The following is a 21,301-nucleotide window of genomic DNA, read 5'->3' on the forward strand; positions in this document are numbered from 1 at the left end:
TGGGCTTGGACAGGCGCCGCACGGTTGCAGCGCGTCCGCCGTGTGCTGCGGCAATTACCAACGACCGGCGTTCTGTCCGCCGTCGACGTGCAGGATCTCGCCGGTGACGAAGGCTGCAGTCTCTAGGTAGAGAACGGCATCTATAATGTCGCGAATTTCACCCATGTGGCCGATGGGATGCAGTTCGGCGAATGCCGAATGCGTCTCGGGCGGGTGCATCGGCGTCTTAATGATGCCTGGAGAGACCGCGTTGACCCGTATGCCGCTCTTGGAGAATTCCATCGCCAGCGACCGCGTCACAGCGTTCAGACCGCCTTTGGTTAGAGAGGCGAGCGCGGAGGGCACGCCGACGATCGGCTGATCGGCGAGACTCGTGGTAATGCTGACGATATGGCCCGAGCTCTGCTTCAGCATCTCCGCCGCCGCGCGCTGGGTGATGTGGAAGAAACCCGCGACATTGACGCCGAGATTATGCTCGTACTCATCCTGCGTCATTTCAATGAAGGGCTTGGCGAGGAAAACGCCCGCATTGTTCACCAGCGAGTCGATTCGGCCAAAGCGATCGAGGCCCTCGCGCACGACCCGCTCGGCGGTATCCGGCTTGCTGATGTCGCCGGCTACCGTGTGAATATTAGGGTCGGCGCTCTCTTTGATCGACCGCGACGTGGCTACGACGCGGTAGTTACGGTCGCGATAGGCGCGTACCAATCCGGCGCCGATGCCTTGCGACGCGCCGGTGATGATGACGACTTTCTGTTCGGTGCTCATGGGTAAGATCCCTGTTTCGATTGCAGCGGTCGCCCCTTGCGTCCGCCCTCCGCCATCGGCGTCGGTGCAATGAAATTAGGTCCATCCGATCTTTGGGAGAATAGTCTCTGTTCGGCAGTCACTCGACCGAACACCGGCATAATCATCCGAGCGCATCGGCTTCCGCCGAGAGGTGGGCGAACTCGGAGCGCAGGCGCGGGGCGGCGAAATCGACGAAGGTACGGACCTTCGGGACTGACATCCGGCCCTGCGGTGAGATGAGATGCGCCGGCAAGGGCGGGTGCTCGGCCTCCGCAAGCACGATCTTGAGGCGTCCGTCGCGCACATATTCCGCAACGTGATAGGAATAGAGCCTGGTGACACCGTGACCTGCGGCGGCGGAAGCGGCCGCAGCGCGCACGCTGTTGAAGATGCACCGCGGGGTGAACTGCACTGTTCTTGGAATGGACGACCCCTTCACCGGCGTAAAATTCCATGAGTCCAGGCCGAAATTGGTAAAGGCGATGATCCGGTGTTTCGCGAGATCTGCCGGCTCGTCAATCCGCGGATGAGTGGCGAGGTAGCGAGGAGAGGCGACCACCACCCGCCTGACATCCCCGCCAACCCGGGTGGAGATGAGTGACGAGTCCGCCAATTGCCCGATGCGCAGGGCAATGTCGATGCCCTCATCCACCAGGTTGGCGAACCGATCGAGCAGGAGCAGTTGTGCCGACACGGCGGGATAGAGATCGAGGAAATCATCGAGGATGGGGCGGAACACCTCCTCCCCCAGGATCGGCGGCGCCGAAATCGTCAATCTTCCGCGAGGAGCCGACCGCTCGCCGCCAGCGAGCATGTCGGCTTCCTCGAGGTCGACCAGCACCCTGCGGCAGGCGGCGGCATAGCGCTGGCCGGCTTCGCTGAGTTTCAACGTGCGGGTAGTCCGGTGCAATAGCTCGACGCCGACATGTGTCTCCAGTAAACTCAGCGCCCGGCTGACCGCCGTCGACGAACGCTTCAGCCGCCGCGCGGCACCGGCGAGACTGCCTTCGTCGATCGCCGTCACGAACACTTTCATTGCATCGATGCGATCCATCTATTCTGCCGCCCTTCGGGATAGTGACTGCCAGACAACAACTATTCACCTGGAAACGGCATCAGGTAAATAATGGCACCAGGCCGAAGCCGCGATCGAAGTGCGAAGGCCGGGGAGACGGGCATATTTTCCTCGGTGAGCCCGCGTTGGGACACGCCTCAAAGAGAAGGAGAATGGCTATGAAAATCCTGATGGTTCTGACCTCGCATGACCAACTGGGGAATACCGGCAAGCCGACGGGCTTCTGGCTCGAGGAGTTCGCGGCGCCCTACTATGTGTTCAGGGATGCCGGCGCGGAGGTCACGCTCGCATCGCCAAAGGGTGGCCAACCGCCGATCGATCCGAAAAGCGATGAACCGGGCAGCCAGACCGAGGCGATGGAACGTTTCAAGAAGGACTCCGCCGCTCAGGAGGAACTCGCCAACACCAGGCGGCTCGCCGAAGTCAAGATGGACGGCTTCGACGCGATCTTCTATCCAGGAGGTCACGGCCCACTTTGGGACCTTGCCGAGGACGAAGACTCGATCGCGCTCATCGAAGAATTCTACAATGCCGGAAAACCGGTTGCTGCCGTCTGCCATGGCCCGGCTGTCCTGCTCAAGGTCACCTCTCAGGGAGAGCCCGTCGTCAAGGGAAAGCGCGTCACCGGCTTTACCAATTCCGAGGAGGAGGCGGTGCAACTGACCGATGTCGTGCCATTCCTTGTCGAAGACGAACTGAAGCGCCTTGGCGCCCGCTTTGAAAAGGCCGCTGATTGGGCCGATTTCACGGTTGTGGACGGCCGGCTGATCACGGGCCAGAACCCGACTTCGTCCACCTCGGCGGCAAAGGAACTACTCAAGCTTCTCCAGTAGTCGACGACCTGGCTCGCCGGCTCCTTTTTTCAGATATCAGGAGGACCGCAAGGAGCCTCCTGCACTTTTGCAGGCTAACCGCCCCGCCGCCCAGGGCGGCGGGGCGTCCGCTTTTCGATGCGGGCTGCGACGGCTGCCACCGGGTGTGTTCCGGCCCGCGTAAAAAACTTTGGAAGGATGAATACCAATCCGACTACGCCGGCGGTCGCCTTACCCGATAGCCGACATTAGCCGCACGCCTTCAGTGACATCGGCGCTATCTCCGGAGTCGAACCTTAGAAGCCAGCAGGCATCAGTGGCCGCCCCATCAAGTGCTGGGATGACCACAAACTGAATGCATCAAATTGACCGCGCGGTCACTTGGTCCCGATGCCAATATTGACGGGGTTTCTCAGGATGGCCGAGCCGTAACCGCCTGCCCGTCCGCGAACCATGCGATCGAGCGTCTGGTGAATAACCCCACGCTCGCCGTTGCTCAACGCCAGGCTGCAAAGCACTTCCTCGACAATCGGATTGCTCCATGCGATCCAGTCCCATAGCTCGGCGCCTGACCTGAACGCCGTGCTCTCGGTGATCGTCTCGACATTGATGTCCTTCAGTCCGGCCTTCGTCGGTTCGCGGACAAGCCGCTGCGGATCTCTGAGCTGAAACGGCAGCGGCGGGGGGCCATCGGCGGACCATTAAACTCCGGGCGCACCGATTGAACGGCCCCGACCAGGAAAGCGAGGAAGTCTATCCGAGGCGGGTCTCAATAGGCGATGACAGCACCCGCCCTCCAGGTTTGACAACCCGTGTCATCTCCCGAATACGCCTTGGCACGTCGGGAAAGAGCATTACCCCAAACTGAGATCCCGCCATGTCGAAGCTGTCGTCGTCAAAGGTGAGCGCGTGCTCGTCCATTACGCAGGTATCGATTTGCATGTTTTCCCGGCCGGCACGTTCTCGCAGCAGCCGGAGCATGATGGGCGACTGGTCGACGGCGACCACCTCGGCACCGATACGTGCTGCCGGGATACTGAGCGCGCCGCTGCAGGATGCAATGTCGAGAAAGCACACACCGGGGGCGGAGCCCTGCCCTGATCAGACTCTCGAGCCACATCTGCGTTTCTGTATTCGTCCGATCGTAGCCAGGGGCAATTCGATCCCAAGCCTCACGAGTGTCGGGCAGCGCCTGGGTAGCGGCGGCTTCGATCTCTATAAGCGCGGTACGGATCGCGTCCATGAATGCCACTGGCTGCTCGATCGGCGGATCGTCGGCGGCACCATCGATGACATGGAGCGGCCAGCCGAAGCGGGCGCTTGCGGACTCGGCCATCGGCAGCGGCGTCGCGAGATCGTGCCGCCCCCAGACCAGGAATGTCAGTGGGCGCGATCGTCACCTGCCTGTGGTTGGTCTGGTTTGGCCTGTCCCTGGCGCGGCTCCAGGCCGGCCGCCTGACCGGGACCGGCTTCGGGTCTTTCGCCGCAGCGCTGGTGCTCCTCGGGATCGGCTGGAATTTTCTCTACATCGGCGGCACGACGCTCCTGACTACGACCGACACGCCGCGCGCAAGCTGTCACGACATGACGATCTTTGCGGTCGGACTCGCGTGTTCTTTCGGAGCCGGCGCGTTGCTGAAGCGCCTTGGTGGCAGATGCTGAATCTTGCGCCTTTGCCGAAGTTGGCCGTCGCCGCCGCTACCTTGGCTTGACTGGTCACCGTCAGCGCCGACATATCGAGCCTGCCCATGCAGCTTGACGCCACGACCCTCGCCTCGCGGGAACAGCCCTCGCAAATGAAGACTCGCTTCCCGGAAAAGTGTCAATTTCGCCGTGCGCTGCCCTCGTAGGTAAAAGTCATCGGCTTCGGCCCTTGCATGTACCCCGTCTCAATCCGGTCGATTTGGAATCCTGCCGTTTCTATCATCGACCTGATCGGTCGGTTTAGATGGCAGCCGCCGCTGATGCGCCGCCAGATAGGCGTGAGGTGATTCTGCCACCAGCGCACTCCACGGTCAGGCGAGAGTCCATGCTCGACGAACAGCAGCTTGCCGTCCGGCCTGAGTACGCGGCGCATTTCCGACAGTGCTGCCGCACCTCCCGGGATCGTGCATAGGGTCCAGGTGGTGACCACCGTGTCGACGCTCTTGTCGTCAAGCGGAATGGTTTCCGCCGAGGCCTCGATAAAGGTGACCGGCATTTCCGAATGCGGGACGCGGCGCGCCATCGCGAGGAGGGTTGGGTCGGGTTCAAGGGCGAGAATTTCCCGTATAGACCCCCGGTAAAAGGGCAGGTTCAGGCCCGAGCCGCTGCCTATCTCCAGGACGCGACCTTCCGCAGCGCCGATCACGCGCTCGCGATAGGGATGCAGGCGCTCGTTGCGCATTGAGAGATCGCAGAGCTTCGGCAGGATCACATCGCTGTAGATGCCCATGCGCGGTTCCTTAGCGGTGACGAAACGGTGCGCGTCGTCCTACGTTTCGCGGATTAGGTTTTTGATCTGTTGCCGATCTTCTGAGGACCATTTCTCAGGCTCCTCCTGATGAGCGGTCGATCCGTGGATTTCGATGTGTTTCCAGAGTTCCGCTTCAGTTTCGGCCGTAAACGACGCCGGACACGCCCATTCCAGGGTAGTCCTTGCAGCGGTACGAGTAGGTCATCGCTTCACCCTCCTACGCTGCCATCACAGTAGCACAGAATTGTGCGGCGGAGACGCTGACCAAGGCGTGCGATCCTTGTCCTTCTGACGGAATGCGCGGGGCCGATGGCCTGGCGCTCGCCCCTTCGCTTCCTTTACTTTCGCCGTCGGCTTCAGCACACTCCATGCTAGGAGCGAGCGCGGGTCCGTTGGGAGGCGGTCATGTTTTCTTATTCCGACCATGTCCGGGAAATCGAGCGGGCGGGCCGCGGCCTCCCCGTCAGTCGTGACGATATGGTCGTGAAATCCTGGTTGCGCTGCCTCGAGCATCACCGGCTCGACCCGGCGCAGACCTGCGAGGCCTATATCGTTCCGGAGCCGCGGCTCAAGGAGCACCGCCAGCAATCGGAAGACCTGATCAACATCGCTCGCTCCGGGCTCGAGCATCTGTTCCGGCAGGTGGCGGGGCAGAACTACGTGCTGCTGCTCTCCGATCGGCAGGGCGTGACCGTCGAGTTCCTCGGTGATCCGCTCTTTAACAACAACCTGCGCAAGGCCGGACTTTATCTCGGTGCGGAATGGTCGGAGTGGCGCGCCGGCACCTGTGCCGTCGGCGCCTGCATTGAGGCGGGCGAGGCGCTGACGATCCATCAGACCGACCATTTCGACAACACCCATACGCCGCTCTCCTGCACCGCGGCGCCGATCTACGACATGCATGGCGAACTCTCCGCGGTCCTCGACATTTCGCTCCTGAGTTCGCCGATCGCGAAGGCGAGCCAGAACCTTGCGCTGCATCTGGTCAACGCTACCGCAAGGCGCATCGAGCTTGCCAACCTCATGGCGCAAGCACGTCACGAATGGGTACTGCGGTTCTCGCGCTCACCGGAATTCCTCGATGTCGATCCTGAGGCGGCGATATCGATCGACGGGCGCGGACGTATCGTCGGCATGACGCACGGCGGCGCGAAGATCCTGGCGCGCGCGGCCGGACTCGACTGGCGGGATCCGCGCCAGCTTCTCGGCGAACCGGTGTCGCGCTTCCTCGACGTGGAGATCGACGATCTTCCCGACCTCACGCGCCAGCGTCCGACGCAGGACCGGCTCGTCTTCGCCCGCGATGGAGATGCACTTTTCGCCCATGCCATCGAGCCGCATTCGCGCATCCGCGCGCCGGCCATCTCGCGCGAGCAGATCCCGCCGCCATTGCGCCGGCTCGGTGGCGATGCACCCGAGATCGTCGCGCTGCAGGCGAGGGCCGCGAAGCTTGCCCGCACGAGCCTGCCGATCCTCATCCAGGGCGAAACGGGAACCGGCAAGGAGCATCTGGCCCGCGCCATTCACGAAGGCAGCGGCCTCAACGGCCAGTTCGTCGCCATCAACTGTGCGGCGATCCCCGAACAACTGATCGAGAGCGAGCTCTTCGGCTATCTGCCCGGCGCCTTCACCGGCGCCTCCGCCAAGGGCCGCAAGGGCCTGATCGAGCAGGCCGACGGCGGCACTCTCTTCCTCGACGAGATCGGCGACATGCCGCTTGTCCTGCAGAGCCGGTTGCTGCGCGTGCTTGCCGAGGGCGAGGTCTTGCCCGTCGGAGCCAGCGTTCCGCGCCCGGTTCAGATCCGGGTCGTCTCCGCCTCGCATCGGCCGCTGCAAGCGCTTGTCTCACAAGGTGCGTTCCGCGAGGATCTCTATTACCGCCTGAATGCCGCGACGCTCTCGCTACCTGCGCTCAGGGACAGATCCGATTTCGATTGGGTTCTGGAGGAGATCCTGAAGCGGCATTCCGGCGGCAGGCTCACGTTGTCCGCGGCTGCCGTCATGGCGCTCAAGGCCCATGATTGGCCGGGAAACATCCGCGAACTCGACAACGCGGTCGCCGTCGCCTCGGCGCTTGCCGAAAACGGCGTCGTCGAGATCGGCGACCTGCCGGAAGTTCTCGTGGGCAAGGCCGGCGCTGGTGGATGTGAGGCGGGTGCGGCTCTGGACCTGATGCTCGTCGCCTGCAACTGGAACATCTCCGAGGCCGCCCGTCGCCTGGGTCTCGACCGCTCCACCGTGCATCGGCAGATCAAGCGTTATCGGCTAAAGCCGAAGCACTGAGCGGATGCTGCAACAGGTCGGCCGCCACAGCTGTGGCGACCACACCGCTCGGCGCAACACACCTGTCCCTCCTGCCTCCTGAAAACATTGCATTTTCCTCGCTGTGACAGTTTGGCACGGCCATTGCAGCTCGCTGCTCAACCACAACGGCAGCGATGAGGAGGAAACATGCAAGCCCTCAGGTTCCATGCAGCGAAGGATCTCAGGATCGAGGATGTTCCGGCGCCGAGCGGGCCGGCCGCGGGACAGGTGTTGGTCCGCAACCGGTTCGTCGGCATTTGCGGTACCGATCTGCACGAATATGCCTACGGTCCGATCTTCGTTCCCAAGGAGCCGCATCCATTCACTGGCGCCCATGGGCCGCAGGTTCTGGGCCACGAATTCGGCGGCGTGATCGAGGCTGTCGGCGAAGGAGTGACATCGGTGCGCGCCGGCGACCGGGTCTCGGTGCAGCCGCTGATCATGCCGCGCGCCGGCGACTATTTCGCCGATCGGGGCCTCTTTCACTTAAGCACCGATCTGGCGCTCGCGGGCTTGAGCTGGCACTCCGGCGGCATGGCGGAATACGCGCTGCTCAACGCGTATAATGTCGAGAAAATTCCCGACGAGATGACGGACGAGGAGGCCGCACTGGTCGAGCCGAGCGCGGTTGCGGTCTACGCCTGCGATCGCGGTGGGGTGACGGCCGGCAGCAGCGTGCTCGTCACCGGCGCCGGCCCCATCGGCGTTCTGACGCTGCTTGCTGCACGCGCCGCCGGCGCCGCGCAGCTTTTCGTTTCCGACATCAACGATGCTCGCCTCGAGTTCGCGGCTTCGATCCTGCCGGAAATCACCACGATCAACCCGCGACGAGAAAACCCGGGCGAGCTTGTACGCGCCAGGACGGAAGGCATGGTCGGCTGCGACGTCGCCATCGAATGCGTCGGAAACGAGCTTGCGCTCAAGGCCTGCGTAGATGCCGTGCGCAAGCAGGGCGTCGTCGTGCAAACGGGGCTGCATCCGCACGAAAACCCCCTCGACTGGTTCCAGGTTACCTTCAAGGACATCGATCTGCGCGGCTCCTGGGCCTATCCGACTCACTATTGGCCGCGCGTCATCCGCTTGATCGCGTCGGGCCTGTTGCCGGCGAAGCGGGTCGTCACCGGGCGCATTCCCCTCGACCAAGCCGTGGCAGATGGGTTCGATGCGCTTCTCGACCCGGCCGGCAAACACCTGAAGATCCTGATTGACCTCACGAAGTGATTACCCGCATTCGCGCGGGCGGATGAGGAGCCGCCAGCGCACCATTCAAGCGAAAAGGAGGATACCCATGCTTGAAGAAAGTCCCAACACTCGCATCGATACCGCGCTTGCGAAGCTCGGCAAGGCCCTGGAACAGGGCAACATCGATGGCGTCGTCAACCTGTTCCAGGCCGATTGCTACTGGCGCGATCTCGTCGCCTTTACCTGGAACCTCAAAACCATGGAGGGGCAGGACCAGATCCGCGACATGCTGACGAGCCAACTTGCGGCGATCAAGCCGGCACGGTTGCGGCAGGACGAGAAGGAGCCGGCGACGGGCGCCGACGGTGTGACCGAAGGCTGGTTCGAATTCGAAACCGAGGTGGCACGCGGCTACGGCCATATGCGTCTCAAGAACGGGCTGATCTGGACGCTGCTGACGACGATGACGGAGCTGAAGGGGCATGAGGAACCGAAGGGCTTGAGGCGGCCGCTCGGCGCCGAGCACGGCCATGACCCCGAGCGCAAGACCTGGAAGGAAAAGCGCGACGCGGAAGCCGCCGAACTCGGCCATGGGACCCAGCCCTATGTCGTCGTCATCGGCGGCGGCCAGGGCGGGATAGCGCTCGGCGCTCGGCTTCGCCAGCTCGGCGTCCCGACGATCATCATCGAGAGGAACGAACGGCCCGGCGATAGCTGGCGCAAGCGCTACAAGTCGCTCTGCCTGCACGACCCGGTTTGGTATGATCATCTGCCCTATATCCCGTTTCCGGAAAACTGGCCGGTCTTCGCGCCGAAGGACAAGATCGGGGATTGGCTGGAAATGTACACCAAGGTGATGGAGCTCAACTACTGGAGCTCGACCACGTGCAAGTCGGCGCAATACGACGAGGCGGCCAAGGAATGGACGGTCGTCGTCGATCGCAACGGGGAGGAGGTCGTCCTCAGGCCGAAACAGCTCGTTCTCGCAACCGGCATGTCCGGCAAGCCGAACATTCCGAAACTCGAAGGCCAGGACATTTTCAAGGGCGAACAGCAGCATTCGTCGCAGCATCCCGGCCCCGATGCCTATCGCGGCAAGAAGGTGGTGGTGATCGGCTCCAACAATTCCGCGCACGACATCTGCGCGGCCCTCTGGGAAGGCGGCGCCGACGTGACGATGGTGCAGCGCTCATCGACGCACATCGTGCGATCGGACACGTTGATGGAGATCGGGCTCGGCGACCTCTACTCCGAACGGGCGGTCGCCGCCGGCATGACGACGCGCAAGGCGGACCTGATCTTCGCCTCGCTGCCGTACCGGATCATGCACGAGTTCCAAATCCCGCTCTACGAGAAGATGCGCGAGCGCGACGCGAAGTTTTACGCAGACCTGGAGAAAGCGGGTTTCCTGCTCGATTGGGGCGCCGACGGTTCCGGCTTGTTCCTGAAATATCTGCGTCGCGGCTCCGGCTACTACATCGACGTCGGGGCCTGCGACCTCGTCATCGACGGCAGCATCAAGCTCAAATCCGGATCCGATGTGAGCCACCTCACCGAAGATGCGGTCGTTCTGAAAGACGGCACGGTCCTACCCGCCGATCTCGTCGTTTATGCGACCGGCTATGGCTCGATGAACGGCTGGGCCGCCGACCTCATCTCCAGGCAAGTCGCCGACAAGGTCGGCAAGGTCTGGGGGCTCGGTTCCGACACACCGAAGGACCCCGGCCCCTGGGAGGGCGAGCAGCGAAACATGTGGAAGCCGACGCAGCAGGAGGCGCTCTGGTTCCATGGTGGCAACCTGCACCAGTCGCGTCACTATTCACAGTATCTCTCGCTGCAACTGAAGGCCCGCGCAGAGGGTATTCCCACCCCCGTGTACGGCTTGCAGGAGCGTCACCATCTTTCCTGATCGGGAAACGCCAGCCGAGAACAATCTCGGCTGGCGTGCCAACCGGGGCTGGCAGTTCGCTTCTCCCGCGACACCGGAGCGGGCGGGAAATCGGAGCGGCGCAGCCCCCGGCCGCCATCACAAATCCGCATGGTCTCATCATTTCGTTTCATGGGCGCAGTGACGATCCTGGCTTGACAGGCGGGTCGTGCGATTTACAGTCCCAGTTGTCAGACATCTTACACGGCTGCGAACTTGTCGCTGACGGAGAACGGGAGGAATTCGTGAAAAAACTGTTTGCACAGCTTGCCATCGGCGTCGCCGCTTTGGCCCTTGCGACGGCGGCACAGGCGGGCGAAACGCTCGACCGGGTCATGGACAAGAAGGCCATGGTGGTTGCCACCAACAGCGGCTGGCCGCCCCAGAGCTATCTCGACGACAGCAATCAGCTCGTCGGTTTCGACATCGACGTCTCGCGGGAAATCGCCAAACGGCTCGGGGTCGAGGTCAGTTTCGAGACGCCCGATTGGGCCACGCTGACCGGCGGTCGCTGGCAGGGACGCTACGATCTCGGCGTCGGCTCCGTCACCCCGACGAAAGCGCGCGCCCAGGTGATCGACTTCGCCGGCGTCTATTACTACAGCCCGTACGTCTACGTGCTGCACAAGGACAGTCAGGCGAAATCCGTTGCCGACCTCAATGGCAAGATCATCGGTGTCGAGACCGCGACGACGTCGGAGGATTACATCCGCCGTCAGCTGGAAATCGACGCGCCCGGCCTTCCGCCGGTCGAATATAAGGTGGACCCGGGCGAAGTCCGCACCTTCGCCGACTCCATGCTGCCCTTCGACGATCTGCGCCTCGGCGACGGCGTGCGCCTGGATGCGGTCATTGCCCCGGAGCAAACCGCGCTCAACGCCATCAAGAATGGCTATCCGCTGCGCGTCCTCGATGGGGAATATGCCTTCAAGGAGCCATTGGTGGTGATTGCCGAGAAGGTCGACGCGGACTGGACGAAGAAGGTCGGCGCCATCATCGGCGAAATGAAGGAGGACGGTACGCTCGCAGCCCTCACCACCAAGTGGTATGGAAAGGATTATAGCGCCGACTGATATTGCAGGATCGTGATCTGGGTCTCACCAGATCACGATCCGCTCCGTTCCAATGACCTGTGGGCGACGCGGCGGGCAGCGACCGCCATGCCTGTGTCGCGCCGGCACCGTTCCAGCGACCTTTGCGCGAGAGAAGATGTCCTATCCCGAGACCTATTACAAACGGACCTTGGCCGATGCGAAGGTCAGACCAGTTCTGTCGGAAGCGATCGAATGTGACACCGTTATCGTCGGAGGAGGGCTGGCAGGTCTGACAACCGCACTGCAGCTCGTACGCGCCGGCCAATCGGTCGTCGTGCTCGAGGCGGAAAGCGTCGGGTTCGGCGCTTCCGGCCGCAATGGAGGCTTCGTCAGCCCGGGCTTTGCTACCGGCAGCGCCGAGATCGCCCGCAGGGCGGGCGGCGAGGCGGCCTGGCAATTGCATCGCCTTTCGATCGAAGGCGTCGATTTCGTGCGGGAAACGATCGATGCCCTCAGAATCGACGGCGCCGGACCGCAGCCCGGCATCATCAGCGTCGTGCGCCATGACGACGGAGGCAGGCTCAAGGCCCACGCGGACGAACTGAAACGCAGCTATGGCTACGAGCTCGACTATCTCGACACGGAAGAGGTCCGCTCCATTCTCAAGTCGAAGCGCTATTTCCAGGGGCTGCGCGACCGTCGGGCCTTCCATATGCATCCGCTCAATTACCTGCGCGGGCTTGCCGACGAAGTGGAGCGTTTGGGCGGGCGGATCTATGAGGGATCGGCTGCGACGAAATGTGCGCTCGGCGGCGCCGAAAAGCTGGTGTCCACCGCTTGCGGCCGGGTCAAGGCACGCCGGGTCGTCTTCACCACGGGCGGCTATACGGGCTCCCTCAACGGCCGGCTGAAGCGCTCTTTCCTGCCGATCGCGACCTATGTGATGGTGAGCGAGGGGGCGCCCGAGCTCCTGCGCAGCGCCATCGCCACCACGGACGCGGTTGGCGACAACCGCCGTGCCGGCGACTACTACCGCCTGGTCGACGGCGGAAGGCGGCTGTTGTGGGGAGGAAGGATCACCACGCGCGCTGCCTCGCCGGCCACGCTTGCGAAGGAACTGCGGCGCGAGATGGTCGGCACATATCCGCAGTTGAAGGATCTGAAGACGGAGCTCGCCTGGTCGGGCCTGATGTCCTATGCGCGGCACCTGATGCCCCAGATCGGCGAAATGCAGCCGGGTGTCTGGTATTGCACGGCCTTCGGCGGCCATGGCCTCAACACGACGGCGATCGGCGGAAAGCTGGTGGCCGAGGGTATTTTGGGCGAGTCCCATCGCTACACGCTTTTCAAGCCCTTCGGGCTCGTCTGGACCGGCGGTTATGCGGGGCGCGCCGTCGCGCAGCTCACGTATTGGAAATTGCAGGCACAGGACTGGTGGCGCGAGCGCGCGGCCTGAACGCCGGAGGGAACGAATGATCGGCCGTCTGATACTGACTTATCCAGATGCCGCGCGGCGCACGGGGGTGTTCGTCATCCTCGCGCTCATCACCGTCGCGATCTACGGAATGGGGGTAAGCCCCGCCTGGCTCGGGCATGTGCTACCGACCGCATCGGACTGGCTCGCCGCCAACCCTGCGCCGGCACGGCTATTGGGCGCGACCATTATCGCCGCGATTGCGGTCGTGAACTGGCAGGCGCTCAGGCAACTGCCGCGCAGATTCCAGGTGGTCGGCGTCTGGATAGAGCTTTTCGTGCTGCTTATGCTGTTCTTCTATTCCTTCAATCTTTCCTTTGCTTTCATCGGGAAAAAGGTCGGCTTTCTGATTTCACAGGGCGTCGTCACGACGCTCTATATCTCGGTGATCTCGATTGCCGCCGCGACCGTCATCGCGCTTGCCGGGGCAATCGCGAAGCTTTCCAGGAACGGCGTCGTCTACGGACTTGCGACCTTCTATACCTCCCTTTTCCGCGGCCTGCCGCTCCTGATGCAGATCTACATCATCTATCTCGGCCTGCCGCAGGTGGGTTATGTGATCAGCGCGGTGCCGGCGGGCATCCTCGCTCTCTCGCTTTGCTATGGCGCCTACATGACGGAGATCTTCCGCGCCGGCATAGAGAGCATTCCGCGGGGGCAGACGGAAGGGGCGACCGCGCTCGGCTTGAGCCCGAGCCAGACGATGGGACTGGTGATCCTGCCGCAGGCGATGCGCGTCATCATTCCGCCGACCGGCAACCAGTTCATCGCGATGCTGAAGGATTCCTCGCTCGTTTCCGTGGTTGGCGTCTGGGAACTCATGTATCTCGCCCGCACGCAAGGGCAGACCGAGTTCCGCCACATCGAAATGCTGATCACCGCCTCGATGATCTACTGGCTTCTTTCGGTCGGGCTGGAATTCCTGCAGTCCCGCATCGAAGCCCGGTTCGGACGCTCCAATGTCCGTTGACGCGAACGTGGCGGCGGCAGGGGCCGGCATGCGGCGGAACATGCGTGCGGCCACGCTCGGCTTCATGGCCTTCGCCGTCTTCTCCGGCGCCGACGTCATGGTGAAGCTTCTGGCGGAGCGTTTCCCGGTGCCGCAGGTGACGTTCATGATCACGATCGCGGCGCTGACGCTCCTTGGCGCCTACGCCGGCGCGACCGGCAACGGCGGATCGCTGCTGCCGCGCCACCCGCGTCTCGCCCTCATGCGCGCACTCCTGCTCGCCGTCGATACGCTCCTCATTCATTACGCGTTTTCGATGCTGCCGCTCGCCGAAGCCTACCTGCTGGCGTTCCTGACGCCGCTTCTGGTGGCGATCCTCGCCTTTGTGCTCCTTGGCGAAAGACTGTCGCCACTGGCCTGGAGCGGGGTGGTGATCGGTTTCGTCGGCGTCGCCGTCGCGCTCCGGCCGGGAATTGCGCCGCTCAATCTCGGCCATGCCGCGGCCGCGGCCTCGGCTCTCGCCTTTGCGCTTTCCCTTGTTCTCCTCAGGCGCGCGAAGGCGAGCGAAAGCGACCTGGCTCTCGTCGCGACGTTGCTGGTCGTGCTTGCCGCCACCGCCTTGATCGCCTCCGAGATCGGCGGCGGACTGAAGGCGGCGACGCTAACCGATCTTCTCGGCGCCGGTGCAGCCGGTCTGTTGCTGCTGGGCGGCCATTTCCTTCTGGTGCGCGCTTTCCGTGTCGGCGATGCGTCGGTCGTGGCGCCGTTCCAATACAGTCAGATCGTCTGGGGCGGCCTCTACGGGGCGCTCGTATTTTCCGCTCCGATCGAGCTGCACACGATAATCGGCGCCCTCGTTATCGTGTTCTCCGCATGGCTCGTGCTGAAATGAAACTCCGGAGGTAAGAATGCCCACTTCGATCGACATCGCCACCTCGGAGATCGCGCTGCGCGGTGTCCACAAATGGTATGGCCGCTATCACGCGCTTGACGGCATCAACCTTTCGATCGCGCCGCGTGAGAAGGTGGTCATTTGCGGCCCGTCGGGCTCCGGCAAGTCGACGCTGATCCGCTGCATCAACCGCCTCGAGGCGCACGAGCAGGGCGACATCACGGTCGGCGGCGTCGAACTCGGCCAGGACGAGCGCAAGGTGGACGCCGTCCGCCGTGAGGTCGGCATGGTCTTTCAGCAGTTCAATCTGTTTCCGCACCTGACCATCCTCGAGAATTGCATCCTCGCGCCGATGTGGGTGAAGAAGATGCCGCGCAAGCAGGCGATCGAGATCGCCATGCACATTCTCGGCCGGGTGCGCATTCCGGAGCAGGCGAACAAATATCCGGGCCAGCTTTCGGGCGGTCAGCAGCAGCGGGTGGCGATCGCCAGGGCGCTCTGCATGAATCCAAAGGTCATGCTCTTCGACGAGCCGACATCCGCCCTCGATCCGGAAATGGTCAAGGAAGTGCTCGACACGATGGTGGCGCTGGCAAATGACGGCATGACCATGATCTGCGTGACGCACGAAATGGGTTTTGCACGGCAGGTTGCGGACCGGGTGATCTTCATGGACCGCGGCCGCATCGTCGAAGAGGGCGAGCCGGAAGCGTTCTTCGCACGCCCGAAGACGGAGCGCGCCGGTCTGTTCCTGAGCCAGTTGCTGCATTGAAAGCCGCAGGCGGTGCGGCGACAGTTGGCATAAGTCAGAGCGGCTGCGGATCCTGGGGAAAGCCGCCGACATGGGTGCAGGTCAGTGCCGCCAGATCGCGCCCGGCGTGCAGGCATTCGGCGAGTGGCCGACCTGCAATGTGGGCGGCCAGGAAGCCGGCGATGAAACTGTCGCCGGCGCCGGTCGTGTCGACCACCTGTACCGGCCGGATGCCCGCCGTGGCATATGCCGCGCCATCGCTTGCAAGCGAACCCTTGCCGCCGCGCGTCACCACCGCAAGGCGCGCGCCGTCCATAAGAAAATCATGGACGAGGCTTTCGGCCCTGGCACTGTCCTCGCCGGCCGAGCCGAAGGCGATCGATAGCCCCGTGACGCCGAGATCGGCGGCCGCGGCATTCACCGAGACGTCCTGCGAGACGCTCACTCCCGCCCGGCAAAGCGCTCGCCGGAGCGCGCCGCCATCGTCGAGCCAGCCGATGTGCACGTGGTCCATCGTTTTCAGCGCCTCGATATCGGCTGGCCCCGGCCGGTATCCTGCACAGACCCCAAAATCCTCGTGAACGAATATCCGGTCGCCCGCGGGCGTGACCTCGACGTCGGTATGGGCGGTGTTGCCCTCGCGCTCGCGCAGGTAGTTAACGTGCACTCCATTGTCGCGCAGCCGGCCGCGAACCTTTGCGCCGTCGTCGTCGCGGCCTACGGCGCCGAAGTAGAAGGCCTCATGGCCGAGCCGCGCGAGTTGAACGGCGACATTGATGGCGTTGCCGCCAACATAGGATCTTGCCAGAGGAGGGAGGAAGCGATCGATGCAATTGTCGCCGACGGCGGCGAAACGAAAAGCGGCCATGGCTGGCTCCGGGCGTGGTGACGAGGCCGAGGACGGAAGCTGCGTCCTTGGCCTTCGGTGTTTTGCAGTCTGCACGGTTACAGCGCCGCGTGCCTTTTCAGACGCGCAACGGTCGCTGCAACTTTGCAAGCCCGATGCGTCAATACGCAACGCGTTTGTAGTAGCGACGCGTCGTCAGCGGGTGATTGCGCATGACTTCGAGATGGGCGCTGATGCGTTCGAGCACGGTCGCAAGAACGATCGGCGAGACGAGGCCGCGTACTTCGGCCGAAATGCCGGGCAGCGCGAACTCCGCGGTATCGAGCACCGTCAGCCTGTCGGTGTAGTTGCGCGCGAAGGCCTCCAGGCGGTCGGCGAGCGGCTGCAGGCTGTCCTCGCCCTTGAAGAGAACTACGCTGACGTCCTTTTCGACGAGCTCCAGCGTGCCGTGGAAGAAATCGGAGGCGTGGACGGGACGGGTGCGGATCCATTGCATTTCTTCGAGGATGCACATGCCGTAATAGAAGGCCTCGGGCCAGGCATTCCCTGCGCCGGTGATGATATGATAGTCTGCGCCGGCAAGGATTCTCGCGAAATCCTTGGCCTTCTCCTCGTAGCTGCGCTTCACCTCGAGCAGGAGTCGCGGAAGCGCCTCGAGCTCGCTGGCGACCTGGTCGTAGTTCTCGATCTCACCGCGGTGGCGCATGATCGAAAGCGCGATGAAGAGCGATTGCAAGTAAAAGGACTCGCAGGATGTGTCGTCCTCGGCGAAATTGACGAAGGCGTGATCGCCGTCTTTGCCGAGCGGCGTTTCTCCATGCCCGACCAGCGTCAGGACAGTCGCGCCCACCTCCTTCGCCTTGGCGAGGAAGGCGACGCTCTCCTTCGTCGTGCCGGAAAGGGAGGGGATGACTATGATCGACCTCGCCGTGAGGTTGGCCGATCCGGTGACGACGAGCTCCGCCGGCAGGTCGATGAAGACCGGGAAGCGCGACCGGCGCTGCAGCAGCTGGGCCGCGGGCTGCATCAGAATGGCGGCGCCACCGGTTCCGAGAAAGAAGATGTTCTCCGCGCCTTTTTCTAGGCAGGACGCAATGACTTCGTCCAGGCGCTGTCTGAGGGCGACCGCGCCCGACTGGATCCGAAGGAATCTCGGTTCGTCAAAATTCAGCATGTGTTTTCTCTCGTTTTGTCCCTACAGCAAAGTTGTAAGACAACTGACAACATTGCCCAGGAGTGTCAAGGGGCGGTTTCTTGCGCAATCAGGATAAGGTGATGCCTGGAAGGAATTGCACCCCGCTTGGCAAAGTCTTGACCTGTCCGAATTTGTCAGACAAGAAGAAACTCATATCTTTTCACCCGGAGCGACGAATTGGACGAGCCCCTTCGCGACACGCGCACACTGGTGATCCAGCTTCGCGACCGCATTGCCGACCTGATCCGGGACGAGGGGCTCAATCCAGGCGACAAGCTGCCGACCGAAGCCCAGCTAACCCAACGCTTCAAGATTTCGCGTCCGGCCTTGCGCGAGGCGCTGAAGCTGCTCGAGCAGGACGGGATCATCTATGTCGAGCACGGCCGCGGCAGATTTGTTTCCCCGATGTCGGCCGTCCGGGTCGACCGGCCGATCACCGTCTTCGAAAGCGTCACCGACATGACGCGACACTACGGCTACGACACGGTAAGCAAGGTGCTGTCGATCGCGGAGGAAATGCCCGATCCGGCCACGGCCGAACAATTGCGGCTCGGGCGAGGCGAGCGCGTCATTCGGCTCGAGCGACTGCGATTGCAGGGTGACACGCCAATTCTCTATTGCCTCGACTACCTGCCGCGCAGCATCGTCCCGGCCCGGCTTTACGACGTCGACTGGAGCGGTTCGCTCCTGGATCTGCTCGACAAATACAAGCATCGCCCGCGCATGTCCGCAGCGACCGTCTCGGCGGTGATGCTGCCGGAAGACGTGGTCGAGCGGCATGATCTCAGGGATTTCGGGCCGGCACTGCTGATCCGCGAGACCTGTTACAGCCCCGCCGGCAAGCCCGTCATCTACGCCATCGACTACCATCGTGGCAGCCACTTCACCTTCAGCTTCGCGCGCAAATAACTACAGCGCGCAGCGGTTTTGGGATAACGACATGCAAAGCAACGCGCCTTAGTTCGGGCGCCTTGAGACCGGTCCGGCGTCTCTCCCGATCACCCGTGTCTCCTATTGAAGTCGCGTTTGCCCCTGTTGCGCATGAGGATTTCTGACAGGACCCTACGGTCATCCTCGGACATGGCGGCAATCCACTTATTGGTGAAATAGCCCAATTCGTGGGTGGAGAAGGGTGCCGGGTTTCTCGCGTGGGGAACGAGCGTGTCGACAAGCGTTTGCCCCAGCAGCAAGCGGTCCCACTCCTCCTTGCTAATGGGCTCTGCCTCCTTCGGCGCGACCGCGGCCACCCGTGGCACCGTCTTGATCGGGGCCCCGGTCAGAACCGGCCTGCCCTCTACGGCGCCGCGCGTCTTTTCAGACGCGCAAAGGTCGCTGTAGCTCTTTGAATCTGCGCATCGAGCTTTCCGAAATCGGGTACGATTTTCGGGCCGATGCGCTAGGACCCTCACGTTCCTGGAAGTCTCCGGCCTGCCGAACAGCCATTCCATCAGGCTCATCGCTTGCTCCACCATTTCGACCATTGTCGTCGCCCCGACACCACGCGGCGTCACAGGGCGGGACGGATCTCTTCCGTTTTCCGCCGGTGCCCTGCCGCCGATATAGACGTCATTCAACCTTTTGATCCATTCGGCCAGTTGGCCGATGTGTCCCGGAGAGGATCACCCGATTGGTCTAGAACGACGGCTGGCGTTTGGCGTCTTCCTCTTCCGTCATCCTCGGCCCTGAGCTGCTCGAGGCCGAGGATCCACGCACAAGCCCCTGGAAAGGATAACAATCCAGTGGACCAAGCTGGCAAATACATCGATATCTGGAAAAAGGGAGCGGACGGCGCCTGGCACCTGTACCGGGACATCTGGAACGCTGACCCTGCCACGCAGCAGTGACCGAAGCGGACTGGCGTGCCCAGCCGTCTTGCCCGTCCACCTGCGATGATCGACAAGGGGCAGCCCCGACGGTATCCGGACAGACACGGCAGGCGATGCCTGGTCAAGTGCCGGCGAAGACGTGCATTGTTTCGCCCCGGACGGTATTGCCCATCGGCAAGATTTTCGCACCATAAACGGTTGCAAACCTCACCTTCGGCGATCCACGCAGCAAGCGCCTGTTCATTGCCGGACCACGTCGCTCCACCCGATCTGTATTTGCCGCACCGGCCCCCGTTTAGAGGTGGGGCAGCGGAAATCGAATCCCGATGGGCGGGTGCATTGGTGCGACTAGGTAGGCAGCAATCGCCGCCAGACGTCGATCCATTGAGCCAATAAGGTGAACCTTGATCCGTATCCCGGATACGCCTATATTGCCCCTGTGGGAGTTCGTGTCCATGTCTGTAAAAGAGCGCATCAAAAAATATCGGAAGAGCGGGGGAGCAGCCGATCTCGTGAGGGTGGAAGTTCTCGTGCCAAGAGCGCGTCGAGATGAGATCGTGAATATTGCCTCAGAATTTCGCTCCGAGCATCGGGCCGAGAAGGGTCGTCTGGCGGAATTCATCAGGATGGCGACCGAGCGATACGGTCTGAGAGTGTTCGACAACATCGATCTCGACAAGTTGAATGATCTTCGGCAGAAGGCGCGGGTTGTTGCCAATGCTCTTATGGAGCGCGGTGATGCGCGAGCTTATGCAATGGGGCGAAAAATGCTTTCCCAACTCGGAGAAGCTGATGGCACTGACGCAGATCCAAAAGGACATCATGGCCTCGATCGCCTCAAACAGGTCCGATAGCAGCTACATTGCTGGCGGCTTGGTCTTGAACATGGACTGGCCACGCCTATCCGACATCCATATCTTTCATGACACCGACGAGGAAATCGGATCTGCCGCGGATGCGGACATCGAGAAACTGAGGGCTGACGGTTTCAAGGTCTCTGTCGAAATCAATATCTACGGCTGCGTCGAGGCAAGTGTCATGCGCGCTGGGGAATACACTCTTGTCCAATGGATGAGCGAGACGCGAACGCGCTTCTTTCCGCTCGTCAGGGATGACGAATGGGGAGCACGTCTGCACCGATCCGACCTTGCCGTGAACAAGGTGATTGCCGCCTCTACGCGGACGAAGGCTCGAGACTACGTCGATCAGCTGATGATTGATACCCACATGTGCCCACTAGGGCCAGTGATTATGGCCGCGGCAGGCAAACCTCCGCACTTCTCGCCATTGCGTACAGTGGATGAGATCCGGCGCAGGGCGCTCTCCGTCACAAATGGGGACTATACGACGGTTCGTGGCCTACCTTCCGACTGGACCGCGGCAAGTATCCGGGACGAACTCGTTGCTGCTCTGAATCGCGCAGAAAACTACCTGCGCAACGCGCCCCTCGAACTCGTCGGAATACTGGCCGTGAATTCAGGGGGAATTCCGATGGAGGTCCATGATCTCAACGCCGGTGGGATCGAATATCGCAAAGCGACCTCGGAGCCCGAAGTTACACCAGACTTGCCCGACACGGCAAGCCGCTGGGGCGACGCCGTCTGATGTACCCAAAACGGTGCAACAGTTTTGGGGCAACGGCATGCGCCGACCCGAAGCGCGTCGCACGGGTACGTTTGATGGCGACGCGCTTTAGTTCACCCGGCGATTCGCGCTTGGCCCGCCAGACCGGCTGCAGCAGTTCCAGGTCCAGCCCGTCGGCCGCTGGCGCTGCATACCCGGAAAGAAT

General features: G+C 62.6%; 21 protein-coding genes. 13 read left to right on the forward strand and 8 right to left on the reverse strand.

Annotation, left to right across the window (positions count from 1 at the left end; all coding sequences use genetic code 11):
- Positions 1 to 54: 54 nt before the first annotated feature.
- Positions 55 to 768 carry an SDR family NAD(P)-dependent oxidoreductase gene (locus AC4P1R_RS26275; protein ID WP_492178299.1) on the reverse strand — a complete coding sequence of 238 codons (714 nt, stop codon included), beginning with the start codon at positions 766 to 768 and terminating at the stop codon, positions 55 to 57.
- Between the two features lie 142 nt (positions 769 to 910).
- Complete coding sequence (locus AC4P1R_RS26280; RefSeq protein WP_492178300.1) at positions 911 to 1,843, reverse strand: LysR family transcriptional regulator; 933 nt, start codon at positions 1,841 to 1,843, stop codon at positions 911 to 913.
- Between the two features lie 179 nt (positions 1,844 to 2,022).
- On the opposite strand from AC4P1R_RS26280, the gene AC4P1R_RS26285 reads away from it, so the two are divergent.
- Positions 2,023 to 2,697, forward strand: a complete 675-nt coding sequence (locus AC4P1R_RS26285) for a type 1 glutamine amidotransferase domain-containing protein (RefSeq protein WP_492178859.1) — start codon at positions 2,023 to 2,025, stop codon at positions 2,695 to 2,697.
- A 732-nt stretch (positions 2,698 to 3,429) separates the two neighbouring features.
- Here the strand turns inward: AC4P1R_RS26285 and AC4P1R_RS26290 are convergent.
- Positions 3,430 to 3,753, reverse strand: a complete 324-nt coding sequence (locus tag AC4P1R_RS26290) for a class I SAM-dependent methyltransferase (protein WP_492178301.1) — start codon at positions 3,751 to 3,753, stop codon at positions 3,430 to 3,432.
- A 306-nt stretch (positions 3,754 to 4,059) separates the two neighbouring features.
- On the opposite strand from AC4P1R_RS26290, the gene AC4P1R_RS26295 reads away from it, so the two are divergent.
- Positions 4,060 to 4,338, forward strand: a complete 279-nt coding sequence (locus AC4P1R_RS26295; RefSeq protein ID WP_225193014.1) for a hypothetical protein — start codon at positions 4,060 to 4,062, stop codon at positions 4,336 to 4,338.
- Between the two features lie 160 nt (positions 4,339 to 4,498).
- On the opposite strand, the gene AC4P1R_RS26300 is transcribed toward AC4P1R_RS26295, so the two are convergent.
- Both AC4P1R_RS26300 and AC4P1R_RS26305 read right to left on the reverse strand, forming a co-directional pair.
- Positions 4,499 to 5,110, reverse strand: coding sequence for a class I SAM-dependent methyltransferase (locus tag AC4P1R_RS26300; protein WP_492178302.1), 612 nt, complete (start codon positions 5,108 to 5,110; stop codon positions 4,499 to 4,501).
- Positions 5,111 to 5,149: 39 nt separating this feature from the next.
- Complete coding sequence (locus AC4P1R_RS26305) at positions 5,150 to 5,305, reverse strand: DUF1059 domain-containing protein (RefSeq protein WP_492178860.1); 156 nt, start codon at positions 5,303 to 5,305, stop codon at positions 5,150 to 5,152.
- Positions 5,306 to 5,536: 231 nt separating this feature from the next.
- On the opposite strand from AC4P1R_RS26305, the gene AC4P1R_RS26310 reads away from it, so the two are divergent.
- From AC4P1R_RS26310 to AC4P1R_RS26345, 8 genes are all read left to right on the forward strand, one after another.
- Complete coding sequence (locus AC4P1R_RS26310; protein WP_492178303.1) at positions 5,537 to 7,414, forward strand: sigma-54-dependent Fis family transcriptional regulator; 1,878 nt, start codon at positions 5,537 to 5,539, stop codon at positions 7,412 to 7,414.
- 168 nt (positions 7,415 to 7,582) lie between these two features.
- Entirely contained in the window at positions 7,583 to 8,656 is a 1,074-nt protein-coding gene (locus tag AC4P1R_RS26315; protein ID WP_492178304.1) for a 2,3-butanediol dehydrogenase, read from the forward strand.
- A 67-nt stretch (positions 8,657 to 8,723) separates the two neighbouring features.
- Positions 8,724 to 10,526 (forward strand): flavin-containing monooxygenase, encoded by a 1,803-nt coding sequence (locus tag AC4P1R_RS26320; RefSeq protein WP_492178305.1) that lies wholly within the window; start codon positions 8,724 to 8,726, stop codon positions 10,524 to 10,526.
- Positions 10,527 to 10,789: 263 nt separating this feature from the next.
- On the forward strand, positions 10,790 to 11,617 hold the full coding sequence (locus AC4P1R_RS26325; protein ID WP_069461236.1) for a transporter substrate-binding domain-containing protein: 828 nt from the start codon (positions 10,790 to 10,792) through the stop codon (positions 11,615 to 11,617).
- Between the two features lie 136 nt (positions 11,618 to 11,753).
- Positions 11,754 to 13,034: an NAD(P)/FAD-dependent oxidoreductase gene (locus tag AC4P1R_RS26330; protein ID WP_492178306.1), complete on the forward strand. Its 1,281-nt coding sequence runs from the start codon at positions 11,754 to 11,756 to the stop codon at positions 13,032 to 13,034.
- A gap of 16 nt (positions 13,035 to 13,050) precedes the next feature.
- Positions 13,051 to 14,022, forward strand: coding sequence for an amino acid ABC transporter permease (locus tag AC4P1R_RS26335; protein ID WP_069461234.1), 972 nt, complete (start codon positions 13,051 to 13,053; stop codon positions 14,020 to 14,022).
- Positions 14,012 to 14,893: a DMT family transporter gene (locus AC4P1R_RS26340; RefSeq protein ID WP_492178307.1), complete on the forward strand. Its 882-nt coding sequence runs from the start codon at positions 14,012 to 14,014 to the stop codon at positions 14,891 to 14,893. The genes AC4P1R_RS26335 and AC4P1R_RS26340 overlap by 11 nt, the downstream gene beginning before the upstream one ends.
- A gap of 16 nt (positions 14,894 to 14,909) precedes the next feature.
- Entirely contained in the window at positions 14,910 to 15,665 is a 756-nt protein-coding gene (locus AC4P1R_RS26345; RefSeq protein ID WP_492178308.1) for an amino acid ABC transporter ATP-binding protein, read from the forward strand.
- Positions 15,666 to 15,699: 34 nt separating this feature from the next.
- On the opposite strand, the gene AC4P1R_RS26350 is transcribed toward AC4P1R_RS26345, so the two are convergent.
- Positions 15,700 to 16,512, reverse strand: coding sequence for a PfkB family carbohydrate kinase (locus tag AC4P1R_RS26350; protein ID WP_492178309.1), 813 nt, complete (start codon positions 16,510 to 16,512; stop codon positions 15,700 to 15,702).
- Between the two features lie 139 nt (positions 16,513 to 16,651).
- Entirely contained in the window at positions 16,652 to 17,665 is a 1,014-nt protein-coding gene (locus tag AC4P1R_RS26355; protein ID WP_492178310.1) for an SIS domain-containing protein, read from the reverse strand.
- Between the two features lie 198 nt (positions 17,666 to 17,863).
- Between AC4P1R_RS26355 and AC4P1R_RS26360 the strand changes: the two genes are divergently transcribed.
- Positions 17,864 to 18,595 carry a GntR family transcriptional regulator gene (locus AC4P1R_RS26360; protein WP_492178311.1) on the forward strand — a complete coding sequence of 244 codons (732 nt, stop codon included), beginning with the start codon at positions 17,864 to 17,866 and terminating at the stop codon, positions 18,593 to 18,595.
- A gap of 89 nt (positions 18,596 to 18,684) precedes the next feature.
- Here AC4P1R_RS26360 and AC4P1R_RS26365 read toward each other — a convergent pair whose 3' ends face one another.
- Positions 18,685 to 18,876, reverse strand: coding sequence for a hypothetical protein (locus tag AC4P1R_RS26365; RefSeq protein WP_165614762.1), 192 nt, complete (start codon positions 18,874 to 18,876; stop codon positions 18,685 to 18,687).
- A 1,091-nt stretch (positions 18,877 to 19,967) separates the two neighbouring features.
- On the opposite strand from AC4P1R_RS26365, the gene AC4P1R_RS26370 reads away from it, so the two are divergent.
- A complete protein-coding gene (locus AC4P1R_RS26370; protein WP_492178312.1) occupies positions 19,968 to 20,366 on the forward strand; it encodes a hypothetical protein in 399 nt (132 codons plus the stop codon).
- On the forward strand, positions 20,305 to 21,117 hold the full coding sequence (locus AC4P1R_RS26375) for a hypothetical protein (RefSeq protein ID WP_492178313.1): 813 nt from the start codon (positions 20,305 to 20,307) through the stop codon (positions 21,115 to 21,117). The genes AC4P1R_RS26370 and AC4P1R_RS26375 overlap by 62 nt, the downstream gene beginning before the upstream one ends.
- Positions 21,118 to 21,301 lie beyond the last annotated feature (184 nt).

Source organism: Sinorhizobium sp. Y406, from assembly GCF_058732025.1.